The 22,539-nt window shown below is 62.0% G+C and carries 21 protein-coding genes; 9 read left to right on the forward strand and 12 right to left on the reverse strand.

Going from position 1 to position 22,539, the window contains the following annotated elements; all coding sequences use genetic code 11:
• The 6 genes from BKP54_RS12600 to BKP54_RS12625 form a co-directional block, all read right to left on the reverse strand.
• Positions 1 to 1,107, reverse strand: a complete 1,107-nt coding sequence (locus BKP54_RS12600; RefSeq protein WP_025429388.1) for an efflux RND transporter periplasmic adaptor subunit — start codon at positions 1,105 to 1,107, stop codon at positions 1 to 3.
• 300 nt (positions 1,108 to 1,407) lie between these two features.
• Positions 1,408 to 3,294 (reverse strand): sugar phosphate isomerase/epimerase and 4-hydroxyphenylpyruvate domain-containing protein, encoded by a 1,887-nt coding sequence (locus BKP54_RS12605; protein ID WP_057222795.1) that lies wholly within the window; start codon positions 3,292 to 3,294, stop codon positions 1,408 to 1,410.
• 25 nt (positions 3,295 to 3,319) lie between these two features.
• On the reverse strand, positions 3,320 to 4,180 hold the full coding sequence (locus BKP54_RS12610) for a shikimate dehydrogenase (protein ID WP_084814534.1): 861 nt from the start codon (positions 4,178 to 4,180) through the stop codon (positions 3,320 to 3,322).
• A gap of 61 nt (positions 4,181 to 4,241) precedes the next feature.
• Positions 4,242 to 5,258, reverse strand: coding sequence for a TRAP transporter substrate-binding protein (locus tag BKP54_RS12615; RefSeq protein ID WP_084814487.1), 1,017 nt, complete (start codon positions 5,256 to 5,258; stop codon positions 4,242 to 4,244).
• Between the two features lie 66 nt (positions 5,259 to 5,324).
• The gene (locus tag BKP54_RS12620) at positions 5,325 to 6,605 is read right to left on the reverse strand and encodes a TRAP transporter large permease subunit (RefSeq protein ID WP_057209955.1); all 1,281 of its coding nucleotides are present in this window, start codon (positions 6,603 to 6,605) and stop codon (positions 5,325 to 5,327) included.
• A gap of 10 nt (positions 6,606 to 6,615) precedes the next feature.
• A complete protein-coding gene (locus BKP54_RS12625) occupies positions 6,616 to 7,179 on the reverse strand; it encodes a TRAP transporter small permease (RefSeq protein WP_057209953.1) in 564 nt (187 codons plus the stop codon).
• 278 nt (positions 7,180 to 7,457) lie between these two features.
• Here BKP54_RS12625 and BKP54_RS12630 point away from each other — a divergent pair, with 278 nt between their 5' ends.
• Positions 7,458 to 8,102, forward strand: coding sequence for a TetR/AcrR family transcriptional regulator (locus BKP54_RS12630; RefSeq protein ID WP_025429381.1), 645 nt, complete (start codon positions 7,458 to 7,460; stop codon positions 8,100 to 8,102).
• A 15-nt stretch (positions 8,103 to 8,117) separates the two neighbouring features.
• Here BKP54_RS12630 and BKP54_RS12635 read toward each other — a convergent pair whose 3' ends face one another.
• Complete coding sequence (locus BKP54_RS12635; protein WP_025429380.1) at positions 8,118 to 8,609, reverse strand: Lrp/AsnC family transcriptional regulator; 492 nt, start codon at positions 8,607 to 8,609, stop codon at positions 8,118 to 8,120.
• Between the two features lie 123 nt (positions 8,610 to 8,732).
• Here BKP54_RS12635 and BKP54_RS12640 point away from each other — a divergent pair, with 123 nt between their 5' ends.
• The 3 genes from BKP54_RS12640 to BKP54_RS12645 are packed head-to-tail and all read left to right on the forward strand — an operon-like array spanning position 8,733 to position 12,045.
• Positions 8,733 to 11,132 (forward strand): hypothetical protein, encoded by a 2,400-nt coding sequence (locus BKP54_RS12640; RefSeq protein ID WP_084814488.1) that lies wholly within the window; start codon positions 8,733 to 8,735, stop codon positions 11,130 to 11,132.
• 16 nt (positions 11,133 to 11,148) lie between these two features.
• On the forward strand, positions 11,149 to 11,325 hold the full coding sequence (locus BKP54_RS35820; protein ID WP_156407911.1) for a hypothetical protein: 177 nt from the start codon (positions 11,149 to 11,151) through the stop codon (positions 11,323 to 11,325).
• Positions 11,326 to 11,331: 6 nt separating this feature from the next.
• The gene (locus tag BKP54_RS12645; protein WP_057209950.1) at positions 11,332 to 12,045 is read left to right on the forward strand and encodes a peptidoglycan-binding protein; all 714 of its coding nucleotides are present in this window, start codon (positions 11,332 to 11,334) and stop codon (positions 12,043 to 12,045) included.
• Between the two features lie 125 nt (positions 12,046 to 12,170).
• Here the strand turns inward: BKP54_RS12645 and BKP54_RS12650 are convergent, their stop codons facing one another.
• Positions 12,171 to 12,590, reverse strand: coding sequence for an Rrf2 family transcriptional regulator (locus tag BKP54_RS12650; protein ID WP_057209948.1), 420 nt, complete (start codon positions 12,588 to 12,590; stop codon positions 12,171 to 12,173).
• 166 nt (positions 12,591 to 12,756) lie between these two features.
• Between BKP54_RS12650 and BKP54_RS12655 the strand changes: the two genes are divergently transcribed.
• On the forward strand, positions 12,757 to 13,725 hold the full coding sequence (locus BKP54_RS12655) for an alpha/beta hydrolase (RefSeq protein WP_057212826.1): 969 nt from the start codon (positions 12,757 to 12,759) through the stop codon (positions 13,723 to 13,725).
• A gap of 142 nt (positions 13,726 to 13,867) precedes the next feature.
• On the opposite strand, the gene BKP54_RS12660 is transcribed toward BKP54_RS12655, so the two are convergent.
• Genes BKP54_RS12660 through BKP54_RS12675 form a run of 4 tightly spaced genes read right to left on the reverse strand, consistent with a single transcriptional unit; the run spans position 13,868 to position 17,826 of the window.
• Positions 13,868 to 14,992, reverse strand: a complete 1,125-nt coding sequence (locus BKP54_RS12660) for a P1 family peptidase (protein WP_057212824.1) — start codon at positions 14,990 to 14,992, stop codon at positions 13,868 to 13,870.
• Between the two features lie 2 nt (positions 14,993 to 14,994).
• Positions 14,995 to 15,825, reverse strand: a complete 831-nt coding sequence (locus tag BKP54_RS12665; RefSeq protein WP_057209943.1) for an ABC transporter permease — start codon at positions 15,823 to 15,825, stop codon at positions 14,995 to 14,997.
• Positions 15,826 to 15,833: 8 nt separating this feature from the next.
• Positions 15,834 to 16,733, reverse strand: coding sequence for an ABC transporter permease (locus BKP54_RS12670; protein WP_057209942.1), 900 nt, complete (start codon positions 16,731 to 16,733; stop codon positions 15,834 to 15,836).
• Between the two features lies 1 nt (position 16,734).
• Positions 16,735 to 17,826: an ABC transporter ATP-binding protein gene (locus tag BKP54_RS12675; RefSeq protein WP_057209940.1), complete on the reverse strand. Its 1,092-nt coding sequence runs from the start codon at positions 17,824 to 17,826 to the stop codon at positions 16,735 to 16,737.
• A gap of 166 nt (positions 17,827 to 17,992) precedes the next feature.
• On the opposite strand from BKP54_RS12675, the gene BKP54_RS12680 reads away from it, so the two are divergent.
• From BKP54_RS12680 to BKP54_RS12695, 4 genes are all read left to right on the forward strand, one after another.
• Entirely contained in the window at positions 17,993 to 19,072 is a 1,080-nt protein-coding gene (locus BKP54_RS12680) for a spermidine/putrescine ABC transporter substrate-binding protein (RefSeq protein WP_082523732.1), read from the forward strand.
• A 122-nt stretch (positions 19,073 to 19,194) separates the two neighbouring features.
• A complete protein-coding gene (locus BKP54_RS12685) occupies positions 19,195 to 20,049 on the forward strand; it encodes a MurR/RpiR family transcriptional regulator (protein WP_057209938.1) in 855 nt (284 codons plus the stop codon).
• A 455-nt stretch (positions 20,050 to 20,504) separates the two neighbouring features.
• Complete coding sequence (locus BKP54_RS12690; RefSeq protein ID WP_082523731.1) at positions 20,505 to 21,341, forward strand: MurR/RpiR family transcriptional regulator; 837 nt, start codon at positions 20,505 to 20,507, stop codon at positions 21,339 to 21,341.
• 24 nt (positions 21,342 to 21,365) lie between these two features.
• Positions 21,366 to 22,487, forward strand: a complete 1,122-nt coding sequence (locus BKP54_RS12695; protein WP_082523730.1) for an ABC transporter substrate-binding protein — start codon at positions 21,366 to 21,368, stop codon at positions 22,485 to 22,487.
• Positions 22,488 to 22,539: the final 52 nt, after the last annotated feature.

The following is a 22,539-nucleotide window of genomic DNA, read 5'->3' on the forward strand; positions in this document are numbered from 1 at the left end:
TCAGCCACCCGTCGCCGCTGCCGCGTCAACGACGATGCCCGGTCTGACCTTGCCGACACCTTCGGTGATGACGTTTTCGCCTTCTTTGAGCCCCTTGCTCACCACGGAGAGGCCGCGAGCGGAGCGGGAAACGTCGATGCGGCGCAGCTCGACCTTGGAGGCAGCATCGACCACCATGACGAAGGCGCCCTGCTGGTCGCGCTGGACCGCCTGCTCAGGCACCGCCAGAACGTCCTGCTTGTCGGACTGCTCAAGGATAACGCGCACGAGGGTGCCGTCGAGCAGCAGGGAGTTCGGGTTGTCGAACTGCGCGCGCACTGTCACGGTGTCGGTTCCTTGCGCGACGTTGCTGGCGATGAAGTCGATGGTGCCTTTCAGCGGATATTCGGTACCGTTGGGCAAGGTCAGCGCGACATTGGCGCCGCCGGGCATCTCGCCCTTCTGCACCCGCTCCCGGTAGGTCAGGAGCAGCGAGGTGGACACCGGAAAGACGACATAGATCGGATCGAGCCGCGTCAACGTGACAAGCGGCCCGGTATCCGGGCCGACCAGTGCGCCGACATCGGCGGTCGTCAGGCCCAGCACGCCGTCGAAGGGGGCGGTAATCCTGGTATAGGAGAGGTTGAGGTCGGCGCTCTGCTTGCTGCCCTTGAGCCGTACGAGTTCCGCCTCCGCCTTCTTGACTTCGGCGTTAGCGGTATCGACCTTGGCCTGGGAGATCGTATTGCTTGTGATCAGCTGCTTGGCACGGTCTCGTTCGAGCACGGCAAGATCGCGCTGGGCCTCGGCCGCCTGGATCGAACCCTCTATTTCCTGTACCGCCGCCCGATAGGCGCCGTCCTCGACCTGATAGAGCATGGTCCCGGCCGTTACCGTCTGCCCTTCCTTGAAATCGACCGCCTCCAGGAAACCGGCGACGCGTGCGCGGATGTCGACCTTCTGGGTCGCAACGACGCGGCCCGTCAGATCGACGCTTTCACGCAGGTCGACGATCCTGGCGGGCGCCACGACCACGGCCGGCGCCTGCTGCGCGTGAGCGGGCGACAAACTGAATGTGATTGCCAGAAGGAAGGAAAAGACAGAGAAGGCGACTTTCGGCACGGTCATGCCAGGTCCTTTCAGCAACAAGGCCAGGTTCAGTCCCACGTGGTCTGCTCAACCGCACACTAGTCAGGAAAGCTCTTCCTTTGAAGAGTAAATCGCCTTTCTGTAACTGTTACGTCGGCTTTCGACGCACGGTAGCGCGATGCGCAAACCGTGAGCGCCGCCTGGCAGCATGTGGCGTTTGATGCCGAAGATCGACGAGGTGGCGCCGCGATCCACCGGGACGTCAATCCCCTGGGCGCGGACGCATCCCTGCAGTGCGAACGCATCTCTCGGTGCGCACGCCCGGCGCATACCTGACGCTTATGCGCGAGGCATGCCGGCCGGCTCCAGAAACTTGCGAAGTGCTGCGATCCTGAAGATCGCGTTGGCCGCGCCATAGCCGCGGTATCCGCGCCGCTCGACGATCTCGAAGAAGAATCCACCAGAGAAGGTCGGGCTGTAGAGTTGGAAATACTCGCCGTGCTCGTCCTTGTCGTAGAGGATGTTGTGCGCCTTCAGCCGCTCGGTGAAATGCGGATCGAGCCCGAAACGGGCTTCGAGGTCGTCGTAATAGTTGGGCGAGATCGTCAGCGAGACAAAGCCGCGCTCTGCAAGCACGTCTGCAGTCCTGAAGATATCGTCCGTCTTGAAGGCCAGATGCTGAATACCCGAGCCGAACGTGTCGGCGATGAAACGACCGGCAAGCGTGTTGCGGTTCTCGGCGCCATTCATTGTGATGCGCAGGGATCCGGCGGCGTTCTCTACCACCTGGCTGCGCACGATGCCCGAGGGGTCGATGATGTCGACAAGCGGGGTCTTATGGGCTTCCAGCAGCGAGGTATAGAAGAGCAGCCACGTCAGCAGTTCGTCGTAGTGCATCGTCTGGGCGATGTGGTCGATCGATGACAACCCGGCCGAGGTCGCGCTGAGGTCGTCGACCGGATCGAACTCGACGTCCCATATGCTGCCGAGGTCACTGTGGCGATCGAGGAAGTAGACGATGCCGCCGCCGACCCCGTGAACGGCTGGCATCTCGATCTCGCCCTCGTCCACCGGCTGGGCGAAGGTCTCGGCGCCGAGCGCCAGCGCCCGCCGGTGCGTGGCCCGGGCATCGTCGACGAGCAGGCCCATCGCATAGGCCGAAGTGCCGTGAACCAGGTAAGAAGAGTTGGCAAAGCCGCGGCTTTCCGTGTTGATCACCAGCCTGATATCGCCCTGCTGGAAGACGGTGACGCTTTTCGTCTTGTGACGAGCGGCCTTGCGGAAGCCGAGTGTGCGGATCAGCGCCTCGAATTGCGGTGCTTCGCTTTCGTCGATGGTGAATTCGATGAAGGCAATGCCTTCGACGCCTGATCGAGCCGGCATTTCGGGAACGGGGAGGGCAATGTCGGGCTCAGTCCGCCGGACCTGGTCGCCGAGATAGAGCAGCGAGCGCTGGCCATCGACCGAGATCGCCGTCGCCGAGCCGCCGCGAAACTGATCGTTGAAGATCTCGAGCGACAGATAGCCGTCATAGCCGGTGGCCGCGACAGCTCGCATGAACTCGAGAACGGGCAGGTCGCCTTCGCCCGGCATGTTGCGGAAGTGCCGGCTCCAATAGAGCAGGTCCATGTCGATCAGCGGCGCGTCCGCCAGCTGGATGATGAAGATCTTCTCCTTGGGTATGGATCGGATCGAGTTGACGTCGATCTTGCGCGCCAGCGTGTGAAAACTATCGAGGATGAGGCCGACATTGGCATGATCGGCCCGGCGCACCACCTCCCAGGCATCGCGGTGGTCGTTGATGTGGCGTCCCCAGGCGAGCGCTTCGTATCCGACCCGCAAGTCCCGCCTGGCCGCCCTTTCCCCCAGTTCGCGAAAATCGGCGGCAGCCCGGTCAAGACCGCCGAGTGCGGCGGGAGAGACATTGGAGCAGACGAGCACCAGGTCGGTTCCCATCTCCTGCATCAGGTCGAATTTGCGTTCCGCACGGTCGAACGTCCTGCTTCTGAGCGGCTCCGGCATGCCCTCGAAATCGCGGAACGGCTGGAACAGAGAAATCTCCAGGCCATGGTCGCGCACCATCTGGCCGACCTGGCGCGGACTTTCATCGAAAACCAGAAAATCGTTCTCGAAGATCTCGACGCCATCGAAGCCGGCCTTTGCTATCGCCTCCAGCTTGCTGCGCAGGTCGCCGCTCAGAGAGACGGTCGCGATCGAGGTTTTCATGCGTGTCTCCTTCGATGCCCTGTCGTCAGGCGGTCAGGGCCTTGAAATGGGCAAGCATGCGGGCCGCATCCGGCTCGCGCCCGGTAAACAGACGAAAGGCGCCGACCGCCTGAAACACCGCCATGCCGCCGCCGTCGAGCGTCTTGCAGCCGCGCCGCTTGGCCTCAGTCAGCAGTTCGGTTTCCAGCGGGAAATAGACGACTTCCGCCACCCAATGATGTGGTTCGAGCAGTTCGGCTGGAAGTGGCAGGCCGGGATATTTCGCCATCCCGGTTGGCGTAGCATGGAGCAAACCGTCCGCTGCTCTCATAGCGGATGGAAGGTCGGTGCCGGCAACAATGTGTGCTTGTGGAAACAGCGGCGACATGCTGGATACCAGTGCTTCTGCGCGCTCGATCTCCCGGTCGAACACCGTCAGTGAAGTTAGCCCCATCGATAGGATCGCGTAGGCTGTCGCAACGCCGGCGCCGCCGGCGCCGAGTTGCACCGCGTGCGACAGCGCTACTCCGGGCAGACCGCGGCGAAAGCCTTCGGCAAATCCCCACCAGTCGGTGTTGTGGCCGATGCGGCGACCCGCCTTGAGCACGACGGTGTTCACAGCACCGAGATCTCGGGCCTCGTCGGACAGCTCGTCGAGAAAGGGAATGACCAGTTGCTTGCACGGGTGCGTGATGTTCAATCCGCAAAGGCCCCGCTGTTCGGCCTCCCGCAGCAACTGCGGCAGGTCGTCCGGGCTCGCGCCGCGCTGCGTCAGGTCGATCAGCTCGTACTCATAGGTAAGGCCCTGTGCCGCACCTTCGCGCATATGCATGGCCGGTGTGAGCGAGGCTTGAATGCCGGCGCCGATCAATCCGGCTTTCAACGGTTTCAGAAGGGTCTCAGTCATCTCGACGGCTTTCATCAATCGGTTGGTTGCCGACCCGCATAAAAGCGGGCCGGCGGCAGGCTTACTGGCCGCGAAGCGTCTGAAGCTCCTTGAACAGGGCTGCGACAGTGTCGGGACCGATTTCGGCGCTGAACTTCTCGATCATCGGCTTGACTGCGTCGCGCAGCTTCTGGGTTTCCTCCGGCGAAAGCTCACTGACTTCCATGCCGGTCGCCTTGATGTCGGCGATCGCTTTGGCGTCGAACTCGCGCGAGACCTGGCGCTGATAGTCGCGGGCCTCGGTGGCCGAGGTCTGCAACACTACCTTCTCCTCGTCGTTGAGACCGTCCCAGAATTTCTTGCTGATCAGCACGATCTGCGGATTGTACTGGTGACGGGTCACCGTCATGTACTTCTGCACCTCATAGAACTTGGCGTTGAGAATGTTTGCGGCCGGATTTTCCTGGCCGTCGACCGTCCCGGTCTCGAGCGCGGTATAGAGCTCGGTATAGGGCAGCGGCACGGCATTGGCGCCGAGATTGTTGAAGAGCTCGATCGGGATCGGCGACTGGATCGTGCGGATCTTCAGGCCCTTGATGTCCTCGATCTTGGTGACCGGGTGACGATTGTTGGTGAGATTGCGGAAACCGAGCTCCCAATAGCCCAGCCCAACGAGCCCGGTGTCCGGCAAAAGATCGGCAAGGCCGGTGCCGAAGGGGCCGTCCATCACCTTGTCGGCCTCTTCGCCATTGTTGAACAGGAAGGGCAGATCGACGGCGCCGAACTGCTTGACGTTGCTTGCCAGGATGCCGGCGTTCAGAACCGTCATTTCGATCACGCCGCCCTGCAGCGCCGATACGGTCTGCACGTCGCCGCCGAGCACGCCGCCCGGAAACAGCTTGACCTCGATCTTGCCGCCGCTCTTGTCCTTCACCAGTTCGGCGAACTTCTCCATGCCCATCACCTGGGGATGGCCCTTGTTGTTGGCGGCGGCGAACTTGAGCTGGTGCTCGCGAATCTCGGCCAGCGCCGGGCTCGCTGCGATCAGCGCTACCGGCACGGCGAGCCCGAGCGCGATTTTCATCAGTCTGTTGAACATGTTTTCCTCCCATATTTGGCCGGGTTCTCCCTCCGGCCGGTTGAACTTTGCATGTGTTTTTTGTGCCTATCGCGCAAACCAGGAAACCGGCGCGGTCACCAGTTGCGGGAACAAGACGAGCAGGAACAGGACGATCAGCTCGGCGATCAGGAACGGCATGACCCCCCTCATGAGGTCTTCCATCTTCAGCTTGGAAACGCCGCAGATGACGTTGAGCACCGTGCCCACCGGCGGTGTGATCAGGCCGATCGAGTTGTTGATGATGAACAGCACGCCGAAATAGACCGGATCGATGCCCGCCTGCTTGATGATCGGCATCAGCACCGGCGTCATGATCAGGATGGTCGGGGTCATGTCCATGGCGGTGCCGACCACGACGACGAGCACCATGATCGCTAGGAGCAGGAGCGTCTGGTTGTCCATCAGCGGCTCGACCAGGGCGGCGAGGTCGCCGGGCACGTCGGCAACCGTGATCAGCCAAGCCGAAACGGCCGAGCAGGCAACGAGGAACATGACGATGGAGGTGATCTTCGCCGCAGCCACGAAGACCTGGAACAGCTTGGCCGGCGGCAGCTCGCGATAGATCACCATCGACACGAACAGCGAATAGACGGCGGCGACGACGCCGGCCTCCGTCGGGGTGAACACGCCGAACTTCAAGCCGACGATGATGATAACAGGCAGGAACAGCGCCCAGAGGCTGTCGATGAAGGTCTTCATCCTGACGGCGCCGCTCTGGCGCGGCGGCAGTTGATGCTGCTCCTTGCGCGACACGATCAACCAGGTCACGCAGAGGGCGGCTGCAATCATCAGGCCGGGGAAAATGCCGGCCAGGAAAAGCTTGGTGATCGAGACACCGCCGACGACGCCGTAGAGGATGAAGCCGATCGACGGCGGAATGATCGGGCCGATGATCGACGCGGAGGCGAGCAGGCCTCCGGCGCGGGCCGGATCGTGGCCGGATTTCAGCATCATCGGCAACAGAAGTGCGCCGAGCGCTGCCGCATCGGCAACGGCCGAGCCGGAAAGGCTCGCCATGATGCAGGCGGCAAAGATGGCGACGAAGCCGAGCCCGCCGCGGATATGGCCGACCAAGGCCATGGCAAGATCGACGATGCGCCGCGACAGGCCGCCGGTGTTCATCACCTCGCCGGCGAGCATGAAGAAGGGCACGGCCATGAGCGGGAAACTGTCGGCGCCGTTCAGCACGTTCTGGGCGACGATCTGGGCGTCGTAGAGGCCGAGATACATCATCAGCGCGACACCGCTGATGATCAGGGCGAAGGCAATCGGCACACCAAGGGCCATCGGACCAAGCAGAGCGCCGAGGAAAATGGTAACGGTCATCGTCGTCTCCTCAGGGCTTTGCGATGGGTTGGGCGAGCGAAGGCGTCGGGTGGTCGTCGAGGACGGCCTGATCCTCGCTGTCACGCACGAACTCGGCCGTGGCCACATCGATGCGACCCGTGAGCACGCAGAACGCGTCCCAGAGGATGATCAGAAAGGCGGGAATGCCGAAGGCGAGGCCGGCGCCGTAGAAGAAGCCCATGGAAATGCCGGTGGCCGGTGCTGCGACATGCAGATTGATCAGTGTCTGCGTCCAGCTGCCGCTGATCATCAGCCATGTTGCGCCCAGCATCAGTGCGTGACCGCAGAGAATGGCGACCTTCGCGCCGAGCGGCGGCAAGCGGCGCAGCAGCGAGTCGACGCCGAGATGGGCATGTTCCCGCATGGCAATGACGGCGCCGAGAAAGGTCAGCCAGATGAAGAAGATGCGCGACAGTTCTTCGGAATAGGTGATGCCCGTGTTGAAGGCGTAACGCAGCACGACATTTCCGAAGACCAGCACCACCATGCCCGCAAGTAGAAGCGCGATGGCGACCTTCAGCATCAGGAAGCAGAATTCGATTATCCTCACCATTTCGCTCCTCCCAGGCGATCAACCGCGACTTGCGGTCTGTGACATCCGTCATCGATCAGGACATCCAGGCGCGCAAGGCTGGCATGCCGATCTCTCCTCCAAGCGACCAGGATGCCGTTTCAAAATGTACTAACTAGTTCGAATGTCAAGCGGCATGTCTTGAAAGAAACCGGCAAGCCCAATAAGACTTTGGGCAGGACGCGGAGTGGAGCCGCGGTCAATGCGTGACGGCCACGGCCGTTTCTCGTTGAAAATCAAGGGTGAGGAAGTAATTGGGCATGGCGGCGCGAGCAGAGAACGGACGCAAGAACGATCCACAGCGCACGAAGGAGGACATCCTCATCGTCGCGACGGACGAGTTCGCGACCCATGGTCTCGCAGGCGCCCGAGTCGACGCGATCGCCGAAAAGACCCGAACCTCCAAGCGGATGATCTACTACTATTTCGAAAGCAAGGAGGGGCTCTATCTCTCCGTACTCGAGCGGTCCTACCGCAAGATCCGGACGCTGGAGGCCGATCTGCAACTGTCGAGCCTCGCGCCCGAGGCTGCGTTGCGCACCCTGATTTCAACCACCTTCGACCACGATCAGGCCAACCCGGAATTCGTGCGGCTGGTCAGCATCGAAAACATCCATCACGCCGCCCATATGATGCGCTCGGAAGCGATCCGCGATCTCAACGTCTCGGTTATTGAAACCATTGCCGGCATTCTGGAACGCGGTGTTGCCGAAGGTGTGTTCCAGCGCAAGGCAGATCCGATCGACGTGCACATGTTGATCAGCGCGTTCTGCTTCTTCCGTGTCTCGAACCGCTACACGTTCGGCACGATCTTCCGCCGTGACCTTTGCGAGCCGGAGACGATGCAACGGCACAAGGGGCTGATCGCCGATGCCGTGTTAAGCTACCTCAAAACTCAGGAATAGCCCGACAAAACATGTTCAGGCGTTGCGCAGGTGCTCTGTCGGCAACGCGGTCGTATATTTGATCTGGCTGAGCGCGAAGCTCGATCGGATGCTAGAGACGCCAGGGATTGTCGTCAGAAAGTCGACGACGAGCGCCTGATATTTCATCAGATCCTCGACGACGACGCGCAGCATGTAATCCGACTCGCCCGTCATCAGGTAACATTCGACGATCTCCGGCTTGGTCTTGATGGCAGTGCTGAAGACATCGAGCGAGGCGCGGTCCTGCTGCTTGAGCGAGACGTGCACGAACACGTTGACCGCAAGGCCAAGGGCGAAGGCGTCGACGAGCGCGACCGAGCCCTTGATGACCCCACTCTCCTTGAGTTCGTTGACCCGCCGCCAACAGGGAGAGGCGGACAGTCCGGTTGCATCGGCGAGCTCGGCCGTGCTGATCTCGGCGTTCTGCTGCAAGAGATCGAGAATACGGATGGTCGCGGCGTCAAAGCTTGGCGTCTTCTTCGGCATGAAATTTCCTAAAATGGCGTTTCGGCGGTCAGTATTGCCGGTATCGGCAAAAATTCCAACAAAGATAGATCGGATATTTCGCGTCGCTGGGTGTAGCGTTTCCGGGTTCTGGGAGGAGCCGACATGGAAGAGCAGATTCTTTCGACCGCCACGCTGAAATGCCTGAAGGATCTTGAGCGACAGGTCCTCTGGCACGCATGCTGGATGATCCACAACGCCAATCACATCCGGGAAAAAGGCGAGGTGAAAGTCGGCGGGCACCAGGCGTCGTCCGCCTCGATCACCTCGATCATGACGGCGCTGTACTTCCACACCCTTCGGCCGGAGGATCGCGTTGCCGTCAAGCCGCATGCCGCGCCTGTCTTCCACGCAATTCAGTACCTGATGGGCAACCAGACGCGCGAGAAGCTGCAGAATTTCCGCGGCTTCGGCGGCGCGCAATCCTACCCCAGCCGCACCAAGGATATCGACGACGTCGATTTTTCGACCGGCTCTGTCGGTCTGGGTGTCGGTATCACCGCCTTCGCCTCGATCATCCAGGATTACATCGCCTCGAAGCCCTGGGCGCAAAAGCGCAGCGACGGTCGCATGATCGCGCTCGTCGGCGATGCCGAGCTTGACGAAGGCAATATCTATGAGTGCCTGCAGGAGGGCTGGAAGCACGATCTGCGCAACACCTGGTGGGTGATCGATTACAACCGTCAGAGCCTCGATGGTGTCGTTCGCGAAGGTCTGTGGCAGCGGATCGAGGCCATCTTCACCGCTTTCGGCTGGGACGTGAAGGTCGTCAAATATGGCGCCTTGCAGCAATCGGCGTTCAAGGAACCCGGTGGCGAGACGCTGCGCGCCTGGATCGACCGTTGCCCCAACCAGCTCTATTCGGCCTTGACCTTCCAGGGCGGCGGCGCCTGGCGCAAGCGGCTGCAGGACGAGATCGGCGATCAGGGGAATGTCAGCAAGCTTTTGGCTTCGCGCAGCGATGACGAGCTTTCCGAGCTGATGAGCAATCTCGGCGGCCATTGCATCCAGACGCTTGCTGAGACCTTTGCCAGTATCGACCATGACCGTCCGACGGTCTTCCTTGCCTATACGATCAAGGGCTGGGGAACGCCGCTGGCGGGGCACAAGGACAACCATGCCGGCCTGATGACCAAGGCACAGATGCAGGACTTCCAGCAGAAGATCGGCGTCAGGGTCGGCGCGGAATGGGAGGAGTTTGCGGCAGTCGCCGATGCCGGAGCTGCGAAGACCTTTTCGAAGAGCGTGTCGTTCTTTGCCCAGGGTACCCGGCGGTTCAAGTCTGAACCGGTGCAATCGGCCGGGCCGGTTTTGCTCGATGACCGCGAACTTTCCACCCAGGCGGGGTTCGGCAAGATCCTCGATGCCCTGGCGCAGCGCGACGATGCGCTTGCCGCCCGCATCGTGACGATGGCGCCTGACGTGACAGTCTCGACAAATCTCGGCCCCTGGGTCAACCGGCGTGGCCTTTTCGCCCGCGACATGCAGGCCGACACGTTCCGCGACGAGAAGGTTCCCTCGGCGCAGAAATGGGCCTTCGGCCCTGGCGGTCAGCATATCGAGCTCGGGATTGCCGAGATGAACCTCTTCCTGCTTCTGGGGGCTGCCGGCCTTTCCCATTCGGTGTTCGGTGAACGCCTGCTTCCGATCGGCACCGTCTACGATCCGTTCGTGGCGCGCGGGCTCGATGCGTTGAACTACGCCTGCTACCAGGATGCACGGTTCATGATCGTCGGCACGCCGTCAGGCGTCACACTGGCGCCGGAAGGCGGCGCTCACCAATCGATCGGCTCGCAGCTGATCGGCATGAGCCAGGATGGGCTTGCCAGTTTTGAGCCTGCCTATCTCGACGAACTCTCGGTGATCATGGATTGGTCCTTCGACTATATGCAGCGCGATGGCGATGCCGTGCACGACGAACGGACGTGGCTGCGCGATACGACTGGCGGTTCCGTCTATCTCCGGCTGACGACCCGTCCGCTCGAACAGATGCAGCGCCGCGAGGATGCGGCCTTCCGCCAGGGCGTGATCGACGGTGCCTACTGGCTGCGCGAGCCGCGACCGAACACCCAGCTGGTGCTGGCCTATCAAGGTTGCGTCGCCCCCGAGGTGCTGATGGCGGCGGGGCGACTTGCGGAACGTCACCGCGATGTCGCTGTGCTGGCGGTGACGTCCGCCGACCGGCTCAACGCCGGCTGGACTGCGGCACAGCGTGCCCGTCGTCATGGCCACCACAGCGCCGAAAGTCACATCGAGGCGCTGCTGGCGCCGCTATCCGATAGCTGCGAGATCATTGCCGTGACGGATGGTCATCCCGCCACGCTCGGCTGGTTTGGATCGGTGCATGGCCACCGAACCGTCTCACTCGGCGTCGAGCATTTCGGGCAGACGGGCACGATCGCCGACCTCTATGCGCATTTCGGCATCGATACGGACTCGATCATCGAGGCGGCGGAGTCGATCGCTCTCGGTCGCAATCGCCGCAAGTTCAGGCAGGCGGGATAGGCTCGTGACGCGCTAAGTGGACGTGCGACATGCCCCTTTTTGCCACGGCCGCGGCCTCGCCGAAGCGCTTGCGCGCTTCTCGCGCAAGGTCGGCGTCGATGATGCCGCAAGCGAAGAACTGCGGTCGCCCTTGGCAGCCATGGCGCAGGAGCAGCGTGAATTCGCCGACCGGCCGGCCAGGGCGGCGGTCTAGACGTCGTTGATCGGCGCCGGTTTCGACACGGGAACGGTCGCTGGCAATTTCGGCAGCCAGACCCGCCTCGCCATCACATCGTTCCAGCGCGCCCGCGGCCTCGTGCAGACCGGTTTCGTCAATCAGGAAACGGCCGCAGCACTTGGTTTGGCGACGACGGCGCCAAAGCAGGAGATCCTCTCGCTTGCGACAGCCCGCCGATATGACGCGGCCGACCTCGATGGCCTGGAGGATGCGCGGGTGGTGGAAATGGTGCGCTGTCTCTCCCCGCTCGCCCTGACCTATGGCCGTTTCGACGGCCATCTCTATGCTGCCGCCTACAGGGCCGAACATGTCGCCTGGGAGGATGCAAGCAACACGGCCGTCCGCTGCGGCGGCTATCTCGCGACAATCGGCTCTGCCGAGGAGAACGCTTTCGTCGCATCTCTCGTCAATGGAGACGGACATTTCTTCGACAGTGCTTTCGAGGGTGGCGAGCACCGGCGCGTCGGCCCCTGGCTGAGCCTTGTCAAGGACGATGCTTCTCGCCCATGGCGATGGGCAAGCGGTGCTCCGCTCGACTACACCAGATGGTTTCGCCAGGTTCCGAAGGTTGGCGGGGCCGGTATCCTCTATGTGGCTTATCGCGCCAACCAGCTGCCGCTGACGGCCACGATCGAAACATGGGGCGCTCGCGATCGGGCGCTGCCGACACCGGGCTTCATCGCCGAGTTCGACTAAAGCATTTCCAGGAAAAGTGCGAAGCGGTTTTCCGTCAGGAAATGCGTAAAGACAAAGCGATAGAGCGTTTGTGCGGTCCCGTCTAAATCCGAAACGCTCTGGGCCCCAAGGTTCCTCGGGCGCGCTTAGCGCGCTGCTGTAAATTCCCGGGCAATCTGCGCCAAAGTCAGCTTGCCAAACTCGTCGTTGAGCACCGTTTCCGCCGCCAAGAACGCCTTTGACAGATGCGCGTTGACGGCCCGCTCAACGGGGCATCCTGCATGATCGGCGGCCAGCCCCAGCGAAAAGACGGATTTGTCGTTGAGCGCCTTGTGGACATCGAGAACGGATATTTCTTCCGCGCCGCGGGTCAGCAGCCAGCCGCCACCAGGCCCGCCTTCCGAGCCGACGATACCATGCCGTTTGAGTGCCGCCATCGTGCGACGGACCACCACCGGGTTGGTGGAGAGCATCAAGCCGATCGTCTGCGACGTTTCGGTGCCGCCGAGCAGATGCATGTGAACGAGCACATGCAGCATTCTTGAAAGGCGGTTGTCCTGTGGCATCGACCACTCCTATGTGTAACTTAATTTGTTATGAATTATTGACCTGTCGATGTTCGTAACATATTGTGTTGCGCATAGGAATGAAGCGGACAAGGGCACGGGTTTTGATTTCTGTAGCGATATCGTTTCGTTCGAAGCCCGATCGCGGAACTGTTTGGAGAAGAGAATGCAGGAGCGCCTCGTAGACGCGAATGGAATTCGTTTGAACTTCCTGGAGGCGGGCGAAGGGCCGGCGGTCTTGTTGTGCCATGGCTTTCCAGAAACCGCTTATGCATGGCGACATCAGGTTGCGGCCCTGGCGGCCGCCGGGTTTCGTGCGATCGCGCCGGATATGCGCGGCTATGGCAAGAGCAGCCGCCCTGACGAGGTCGATCAATACACGCTCTTCCATCTCGCCGGCGACATGGTCGGGCTGCTCGATACGCTCGGCGTCGAGAACGCGATCATTGTCGGCAATGACTGGGGCGCGAGCGTCGCCTGGCAGGCGGTGCTGCTGCGACCTGACCGCTTCACCGGCGTCGTGGCCATCGGCGTGCCGATGATGTCGCAACCGCCAGCTCCACCGACGCAGATTTTCCCGAAAACCGCGGATGCACTGTTCTATGCGCTCTATTTTCAAGAGCCAGGTGTCGCCGAAGCCGAGTTCGAGCGGGATGTGGCGTTGACGCTGCGCAAACTGATGTTTGCCGCGTCCGGCGAGGCCGGACCGCGCGACGACGACAGGACGCCAAATCCCTTCGGCATGGTGTCGAAACGCGACGGTCTGCTGGCCAGCCTTCCTGTCCCCGCAAAGCTTCCGGACTGGATCGGCGATGCAGAGTTCGAGAATTTCGTGCACGCTTTCCGGCAAAGCGGCTTTTCCGGAGGGCTGAACTACTACCGCAATCTTGATCGGAATTGGGCACTGCAATCCTGCCTGAAGGGAAAGCTCGTCGACGTTCCGGCAGTATATCTGATGGGGGAGCGCGATACCGGATTGGCCATTCCCGGCATGCGCGCGATCATCGCCGAGATGCCGCGACTGGTGCCAAAGCTGGTGGATACCATCTTCCTACCCGACTGTGGGCACTGGGTGCCGCAGGAGCGGCCCGATGATGTCAGCACTGCCATCATACGGTTCGCTCAGGGCTTGTAACGGAACCAAGAGCCAGCCGTTACCCTCGCCTGTCAGTGCGGCGTCGCCGACAAATCCTAAGCCGGTAGAAGCGCGCCGAAAAAGGCACGGCATCGAAGCTGCCTTGGTCGGCAATCTGGGCGGGAAACACAGGGAAACCGCATCAGCGCCCGTACTTCCGCATGACCTCGAGAAGTGGTTCATGTCTGATGGCTTCGATCTTGAACCGGTCATGCGCGGTGCCGCCTGAATCTTCCGCTGCGATCATGGCGTTGACCACCGCCTCTTCGACGGTGTCGACCGTTGCCAGATAGACGGGATCGAGCATTTCGTCATTGACGATCTCAAGCGCGAGGCGCGGCGGAGCGCGGTGCGCCATCGGCTGCGGGTTGGCGGTCGAAAACGCCAGGAAGATGTCGCCGGAATTGTTGCCGCCGGGCGTGCCGTTGCGGCCGATGCCGATCGAGGCGCGACGGGCGAGGCGTTGCAGCTGGTGCGGGGCCATCGGCAGATCGGTGGCGATCACGACAATGATCGACCCGCGCTCCTGCATCTGGCTCTGCGGCGTGCCATCGCGCATGTGCTCGCCGACCGGTACGCCGCAGATTGTCAGCCAGTCCCGCTGGCCATGGTTTGCCTGCACCAGCGTGCCGATCGTGTAATCACGCCCGCCAAACTCGACGACCCGAGAGGCGGTGCCGGTGCCGCCCTTGAACCCATAGGCGATCATGCCGGTTCCGCCGCCGCAATTCCCCTCCTTAACAGGTCCGCCGCTGGCAGCGTCGAGTGCTGCCCGGACCTCGGCTTCGCCGATGGGCTGGCCGTTGATGTCGTTCAACACGCCGTCATAGGTCTCTGCGACCACAGGCATGATCCAGAGAAAATTGTCGCTGTCATAGGTGGAGGCATAGCGCTCCAGCATCCACTTGATCGTGGCGTGATGGGTCATGCCGACCGCATGGGTGTTGGTGATCATCACCGGGCCGAGGAAGAAGCCGCCATCCTCGATCCAGTGAGTGCCGGTCATTTCGCCGTTGCCGTTGAAGCGATGCACGCCCGCATAAACCGGGATGGGCACGGCCGAGCCAGCATGTGGCAGGATGGCGGTGACCCCGGTTCTGACCGGGCGCTTGCGCCCCGGGCGCGGCACGTCTTCTGAGATTGTGTGGAAGCCGACGGCGATCCCTGCGACATCGGTGATGGCGTTCAGGGGGCCGGTCCGGCCCTTGAATGGCAAGCCGAGGTCCCGGGCGCGTGTTTGAGAGACGGTTTTGCGTTTGTTGTCCATGATCATTTCTGCCGGGAGCGGAGGTAGAGGCCGAGAGAGGCGACGACGAAGGAGAAGGTCAGCATCATCACCGCGATCGCATTGATCTCCGGCTTGATGCCGCGGCGAAGCATGGCGAAGATGAACATCGGCAGCGTCGTCACATCGACGCCGGCGATGAAATAGGTGATCACCAGATCGTCCATCGAGATGATGAAGGCGAGCAGCGCGCCGCCGACGATGCCGGGCAGGAGCTGTGGCAGCACCACCCGTCGAAAGGTCGTCCATTCGTCGGCGCCGAGGTCGGCCGAGGCGTTTTCGAGTGTTCTGTCCATGCCGGCCAGCCGCGCTGAGACAACGATGAAGACATAGGAAATCAGGAAGGTGCACTGGCCGATGACGATCGTCGTCAGGCCGAGGCTGATCCCCGAATTGACGAAGAAGATCAAAAGCGCGATGCCGAGCACGATGTCGGGCATCAGCATCGGCATGAACATGATCACCCGGTAGAAACGCTGACCGAGAAAGTCGAAACGGTAGAGGCCGATCGCGATGGCCGTGCCGAAGACGGTGGCGATCAGTGTCGTGGAGGTGGCGATGACGAGGCTGTTCCACACCGCCTGAATAAGCTGGCCGGTCGATTCGATATAGAGCGCATTCTCGGAGATCGTCGTCTTGAAGCCGAGCACCTGGGCGTACCATTCGGTGGTGAAGCCGGTCCAGGTCATCATGTTGACCGGGTTGGCGTTGAACGAATAAACGGCGATCACCACCAGCGGGATGTAGATGAAGGCGAAGAAGAGAGCGGTGTAGGCGAGCAGGCTTCCGCGGAAGAGGGATTGAGCGATCTTCATGGGGGACCTCAGCGAGCAAGTGCTGCGTCGGTGCCGCGGCGGCTAGACGCGAGCACATAGACGAGCAGCAGCACCAGCATCACGCTCATGACCATCATCGCCAGCGCCGAGCCGAACGGCCAGTTGCGGGCGGCCAGGAACTGCTGCTCGATGAGATTGCCGAGCATCATCACCTTGGCGCCGCCGAGAATGGCCGGGACGACGAAATTGCCGAGCGCCGGAATGAAGACGATGATCGCGCCGCCGGCAATGCCGGGAGCCGTCAGCGGTAGGATAATGCGCCAGAATGTGCGGATAGGCCCGGCGCCGAGATCGAGCGAGGCACGCACCAGCGTCCAGTCCAGCTTCTCGACGCTGGCATAAACAGGCATGAACATGAACGGGATGAAGACATAGACCATGCCGAGGATGATCGCGCCGTCCGTATAGATCAGGTCCAGCGGCCGGGCGATCAGTCCCGTCGACAGCAGCATCTCGTTGACGAGGCCGGTCTGGCGCAGGATCAGCACCCAGACGAACAGCCGCACGATCAGGCTGGTGAAGAAGGGCAGGGTGATGAGGAACAGGCAGAAATTCTTCCATCGCTCCGACAGGCGGGCGATGCAGAAGGCCGCGGGATAGCAGACCAGCAAAGCGGCAATAACGGTGAGTGCGGCGATCTTCACCGAGCGGATGAAGATGGCGATATAGACGGGATCGAAATCCTCGAACATCGGATCGGCAAAGCCGAGGATGCGGCCGAAATTGTGCGGGTAGAAGGTCCATTCCACGCCACCGTAGAGGCCTGGCGCCAGAAAGCTCGTGACCATCATGATGGCGAGCGGACCGAGGAAGAAGACGGCGAGGAACAGGGAAACGGGACCGAGCAGGACGGCGAGCTGGACGCGGCGGCGAATGGCGATCGACATGTCACGCCTCCGCGCAAGGGTGAATGAGGTGTACGGCTGCCGGGTCATAGGCGAGCCGGGCGCGGCGCGTCCGCTCGATGTCGCCGATCAGGCTGCGACGGCCGGCGGGGATCTCGGCGACGATCTTTCTGCCCGCCTGTGTGCGGCCGAACAGCTCGAACGTCGAGCCGACGAAGACGATGGCTTCCAGGTCGATGTGGAGACAGGGAAAGGGCTCGGCTTCATCGGCGAGGAAGAACTGCTCAGGCCGGATCAGCGCCGTCGCTGCACCCGATGCCGCTGACGGCGTTCGCCGATGGCGGATTTCCGTACCGTCGCTGGTCATCAACCGGTCGCCATCGATCCTGCCTTCGAAGAGATTGCTTGCACCGATGAACGTCGCGACGAAACTGTTGACCGGGCGGTCATAGATCGCGCGGGGCGTATCGAGCTGCTGGATGCGCCCACCCGAAAGAACGGCGACGCGATCCGACATGGTGAGCGCTTCCTGCTGGTCGTGCGTCACGAAGATGAAGGAGATGCCGAGCTCGTGCTGCAGTGTCTTCAGCTCTATCTGCATGGCCTGGCGCAGGTTCTTGTCGAGGGCCGAAAGCGGCTCGTCGAGCAAAAGCAGTTTCGGACGCGCGATGATGGCACGCGCAAGCGCGACCCGTTGCTGCTGGCCGCCGGAAAGCTGGCGCGGGCGCCGGCCCTCCATGCCCTCAAGGCCCACCATCTTCAGGGCGGCTGCCACCTGCTCGCGCCGCCTGGCCTTGGCGACGCCGGCGACCTCAAGCGCATAGGCGGTGTTTTCACCGACCGTCATGTGCGGGAAGAGCGCGTAGTTCTGGAAGACCGTGTTGACGGGGCGGCGATAGGGTGGCCTGTCGGTCATGTCCTCCGCGTCGATCAGGATGCGTCCGCCGTCGAGCTCGACGAAGCCGCTGATCGCCTGCAGCAACGTGGTCTTGCCGCAGCCGGATGGTCCGAGAAGTGTGAGGAACTCGTTGCGCCGCACCTGAAGATCGATGGCATCAAGCGCTGTCACGCTCCCGCCTTCCGGAGTGGCGAAGGCTTTGCTCGCCCCCTCCAGCCGGACAATGGAATCCTGCATCTGTCATTCCCCAAAATGTTATTTAAATAACGCTTGTGCGTTTTGGATATATGGATACCATTTACTCATCGGTGTCAACGGCCGCAGAAGCCGGAGCCGGCAAGGACCAGGGAACGGTCCGATCCTGGGGGCGCAAGTCCCCACGAACCATCAGAGGAGACTATCTATGACGAAAGCAAGCCGCGTCGTCCGGGCGACCAGGGCCAAACTCTTCGGCCCCGCACGGGCCGCCGCATTCTCGCTGTCCGCCTTGATCGCCATGACCGGCCTCGGCCATGCCGCCGAGCTCAACATCTACAACTGGGGCGAATACATCAATCCGGCGGTCCTGAAGAAGTTCGAGGAGGAGACCCAGATCAAGGTCAACCTCTCCACCTATTCCTCCAACGAGGAGATGCTGGCGAAGATCCAGGGCGGCGCGACCGGCTATGACGTCGTCTTTCCGTCGGTGCACATGCAGGACATCATGTCCAAGCTCGACCTTCTGGAGAAAACCGACATCAATGCCTATGAAGGTTTCAAGAACATCGACCCGGCGTTCCTGAGGGCTAAGAGCGACCCCAAGGGCGAGTTTTGCCTGCCCTACGCCTTCGGAACCGTCGGCATCGTCTACAACCGCAAGGTCCTGGGCAAGGACGTCGTCGGCTGGAAGGACCTGATTGCGACCGTCAAGGAAAAGGGGCTGAAGTTCACTCTGCTCGACGACATGCGCGAGGTTCTGGCCGTGGGCTTGATCCTCAACGGCCACAAGGTCAACTCGACCGACCCCGCCGAGCTGCAGCAGGCGGCCGATACGATCATCGCGATGAAACCTGACGTCGCTGCCTTCACCTACGATACCCGGCCGATGGTGCAGTCCGGCGACGTCGCCGCCGGTCATTTCTTCGTCGGCGCGATGGTCGACGTCTTTGCCAACCAGAAAGACCTTGGCTACGTGATCCCCGAGGAAGGCGCGACCATGTACCAGGAGGATATCTGCGTCCTGAAGACCGCGCCGAACAAGGATAGCGCCATTAAGTTCCTGCAGTTCTACACCCGTCCGGAAGTCGCCGCGCTCAACGTCTCCCAGCAGACCAACGGCACCGCCAACGTACCGGCACGGCAATTGACCCCCGACCAGATCAAGAATAGCAAGGAAATCAATCCGACGCCCGAAACGATGCAACGGCTGCAGATCTTCGAGGACCTGGGCTCCGGCGTGCGCCAGCTCGATCGTGTCTGGACGAAGGTGAAGACGGCGCAGTAGCGGCGACAAAGATCGGCAATTCCGCCCGCCTGCCGCAAGTTAAAAGGCGTTGCAGCGTCGTTTGCGCGTCATATCCGACGCGCGGCGCTGTCAGCGGGCGGAAGTATCTCCGGGGAGGGGACGTGGCACAACGAATCCTGAAGCTCGTGCAGAGCGAGGAACTCAGGCGGTCGAAATCCGACAAGCTGATTGCCCATTACATCGAGCGCAATCTGGCGGAGATCCCGTTCGAAACGGCAAAGTCGATCGCAAGCCGTCTCGAGCTGTCGCCGATGACCGTCGGGCGCTACCTCCGGCGCATGGGCTTCGACGGCCTCGACCAGCTGAAGCACGAGCTGCGGCGCGGCAGCTCCAACCCGGCCTGGCAGGTGAAGGGTCCGGTCGACAGGCTGCGCGAAGACATTCGCGAGGGCAAGCTGCTTGCAGGCTTGATTCAGGAGCAGATCAACAATCTCGGCATGGTCTACGAGTTGACGACCTCGCCGGAATGGCAGCAGGCGATCGACGCGCTGATCGGTGCCAGCGAAGTCTATGTCGCCGCCTATCAGAACGTGCGCGGTATCGCTCAGTATTTTGCCAGCCAGCTCTCCTATACCCGCTCGCGGGTGCAATTCGTCGATGGCCTGAACGGAACCTATTCGGAACTGCTCGATGGTTCGGTGGAGGGCCGCGTGCTCTTTCTGCACGACGTGCGCCGCTTTGCCGCCAAGGCGAAGCCGCTCGCGATGGAGGCGCGCCGGGCCGGCGTCAAGGTCATCCTCTACACGGACGAATATTGCCCCTGGGCAGCAGAGGTGTCGGATATCTGCCTTGTGGTCCCGGGCTCGCATGGCCCCCTGTGGGATGGTGCTGCCACGACTATTGCCGTCATGGACCTGATGCTCAGCAACATCATCGTCGTCCTGGGTGACGAGGTCAGCGAACGGGTCGGCATGCTGACGCGGCTGCAGGATGTGTTCGGCGATTTCGAGGCCTGAACGGTGCGAAGGGCGCTTCGCTTGCGCTCCTTCCCTCGTCGTCGCGGGAGCTCTGTTGCCTCGCTTCCCGGAAAGCTTCCCCACCGGTCGCCGTTGAACGTCGAGGCCGCCAGTGAATGTCATGCTGCCCGGGCCGATGCGTCGCTGCCGACAACCTTGCAGCCGCCCGCGCCTTCGACCGCCGTTCTGCAATGAGCGGCAGCACGGCGTCCATTCCTTTGCGGGTCTTTGCAAAGATTTTTGTCGGCGACGTTCCACACTGTCGCAAGCGCCAGTTTTCTGCCCACTTTGGCGTGGATTTCGTCCGATAGCCGCGGGAAACCCTAGAGATTAGACTGATTTTCGAGTGCTGGGCCAAGCCTTGCAGAGCCTTGCAAGGATTCTTGCGGGTGTCGCCTTGACTGCAAGGTCGTTTGCTTGAACGATGTGTCATGCAAAGAAACTTGTAGAGCGCCATGACACTCATCGATCGCATAAAGGCACAATCGAAAAGGCTGACCGAGGCCGATCAAAAGCTGATCGCGACGATGCTCGAGAACCGGGCGGAGGCTGCGTTTCTGTCCGGCCCGCAGCTGTCGCAGCGGGCCAGCGTTCATGAGGCGACGGTCACCCGTTTGGCGCAGAAGCTGGGTTACCGCGGCTTTCCGGATCTGCGCGCACAGCTGCAGCGCGAGGTGCTTGATGATCAGGATGCCGCGACCCGCATGCGCCGCTCGGTCGCCAAGGTCGAGCACGGCGATTATCTGACCGATCTGATTGCCGCGGAGATTTCGGCCCTGGAAACGCTCGCGCGCTCGGTGCCGCAAAGTGATGTGGATCTCGCTGCCGACATCATCTTCGAAGGGCGCCGGGTGTTCGTGTTTGGCCAGGGGCACGCACAGTCCGTCGCCGGCTTCCTGCAGCGTCGCCTCGACCGGTTCGGCATGACGACGATCGCGCTCACCGGCCGCGGCCGGGACATCGCCGAGCGCATGGTCAGCATGGACAAGAGCGACGTCGTCATTGCGCTCGCCTTTCGCAAGCAGCCGCAAAGCTATGCGCCGCTGGTGCAGCATGCCCGGCGCGTCGGCGCGCGAACGATTTTGATTTCGGACCTTGCCGGACCGCTGATGGAGCCGATTGCGGACTTGATGCTGGCCGCGCCGCGGGGGCGTTCGGGAAGCGAGTTTCAGACACCGACCATCCCCTTTGCCATCGTCAACGGCATCGTCCTGACGATTGCCGGCAGGCATGAACGCGAGGTGATCGGCAGGCTGGAGAAACTGTCGGAGCTGTTCAACGACTTCGATTGACTGGGGAAAATGGAGGAGGAAACCATGTTGAAGCGACTGATGAAGTCCGCGCTTGCGGCCTGCGTCGTGCTGCCCACGGCAGCAATGGCGGCAGATCTGGATAGCATGACGCCCGAACAACTGCTGCCGCTTGCGCAGAAGGAGGGCAGCGTCACCGTCTTTTCGTTGTCGAGCCGGATCGCCAAGATCGAGAAAGCCTTCGAGGAGGCCTATCCGGGCGTCGACCTGATCGGCCTCGACATGAGCTCGACAAAGCAGATCGCGCGTCTGGAGGCAGAGCAGCAGGCAGGCGTTCATGCCGTCGACGTGCTCTATATCGCCGACACGCCCGTCGTCTTCAGCAAGCTTCTCGAAGCCAAGCGCATCGTCAACTATGTGCCGCCGCGCGTCGCCGCCCAGATCGACGATCGCTACAAGGGGCCGCTGCTCACCCAGCGTCTTTCGACCAAGGTGCTGATGTACAACGAGAAAGCCTTTCCCGGGGGTTCACCGGTTACCAACCTGTGGCAGCTGACCCAGCCGGAGTGGCAGGGCAAGGTGCTGATGGTCGATCCGAGCCAGCGCGGCGAACTGCTCGACCTCCTGACGGAGATTGCGCTCCATCCGGATGAGATGGCCGCGGCCTACAAGGCGCAGTTCGGCAAGGACATTGCCGTTGATGCCGATCTTCAGGGCGCCGGCGAGCAGTTCATCAAGGACCTCTTTGCCAACGACCTGATCCTCGTCCCCAATAGCGACGTGCTCAACAAGTCCGTCGGCGATGCCACTGCCAAGAACCCTCCCGTCGGCTTCGGCACCTATTCGGACCGGCGTGACAATGAGAAGGAAGGCTGGGCACTGCAAGTCGCCAACAATGTCGAGCCCGCCAACGGCATCCTGTTTCCGGCCGTTCTGACGATTGCTGAAAAGGCGCCGCATCCGGCCGCCGCCCGGTTGCTGATCGACTTCATGTTCGGCGACGACACGCCGACGGGAGGTGCCGGCTTCGAGCCGTTCAACGTTCCCGGCGACTATGCCACGCGCACGACCATCGCCCACCATCCGGACTCCGTCAAACTCGGCGAGCTGAAGGCCTGGACCATCGACCCGGCAAAGACCGCCGCTGCCCGCGGGCGCGTCTCCGATCTCATCATCACGCTTCAATAACGGGCTTATTGCCGGCGCAACTTAGGCTGCGCCGGCAAATGCCGAGGTTCGC

This window comes from Ensifer sp. 1H6, from assembly GCF_001976035.1.
GTDB lineage: Bacteria > Pseudomonadota > Alphaproteobacteria > Rhizobiales > Rhizobiaceae > Ensifer > Ensifer canadensis.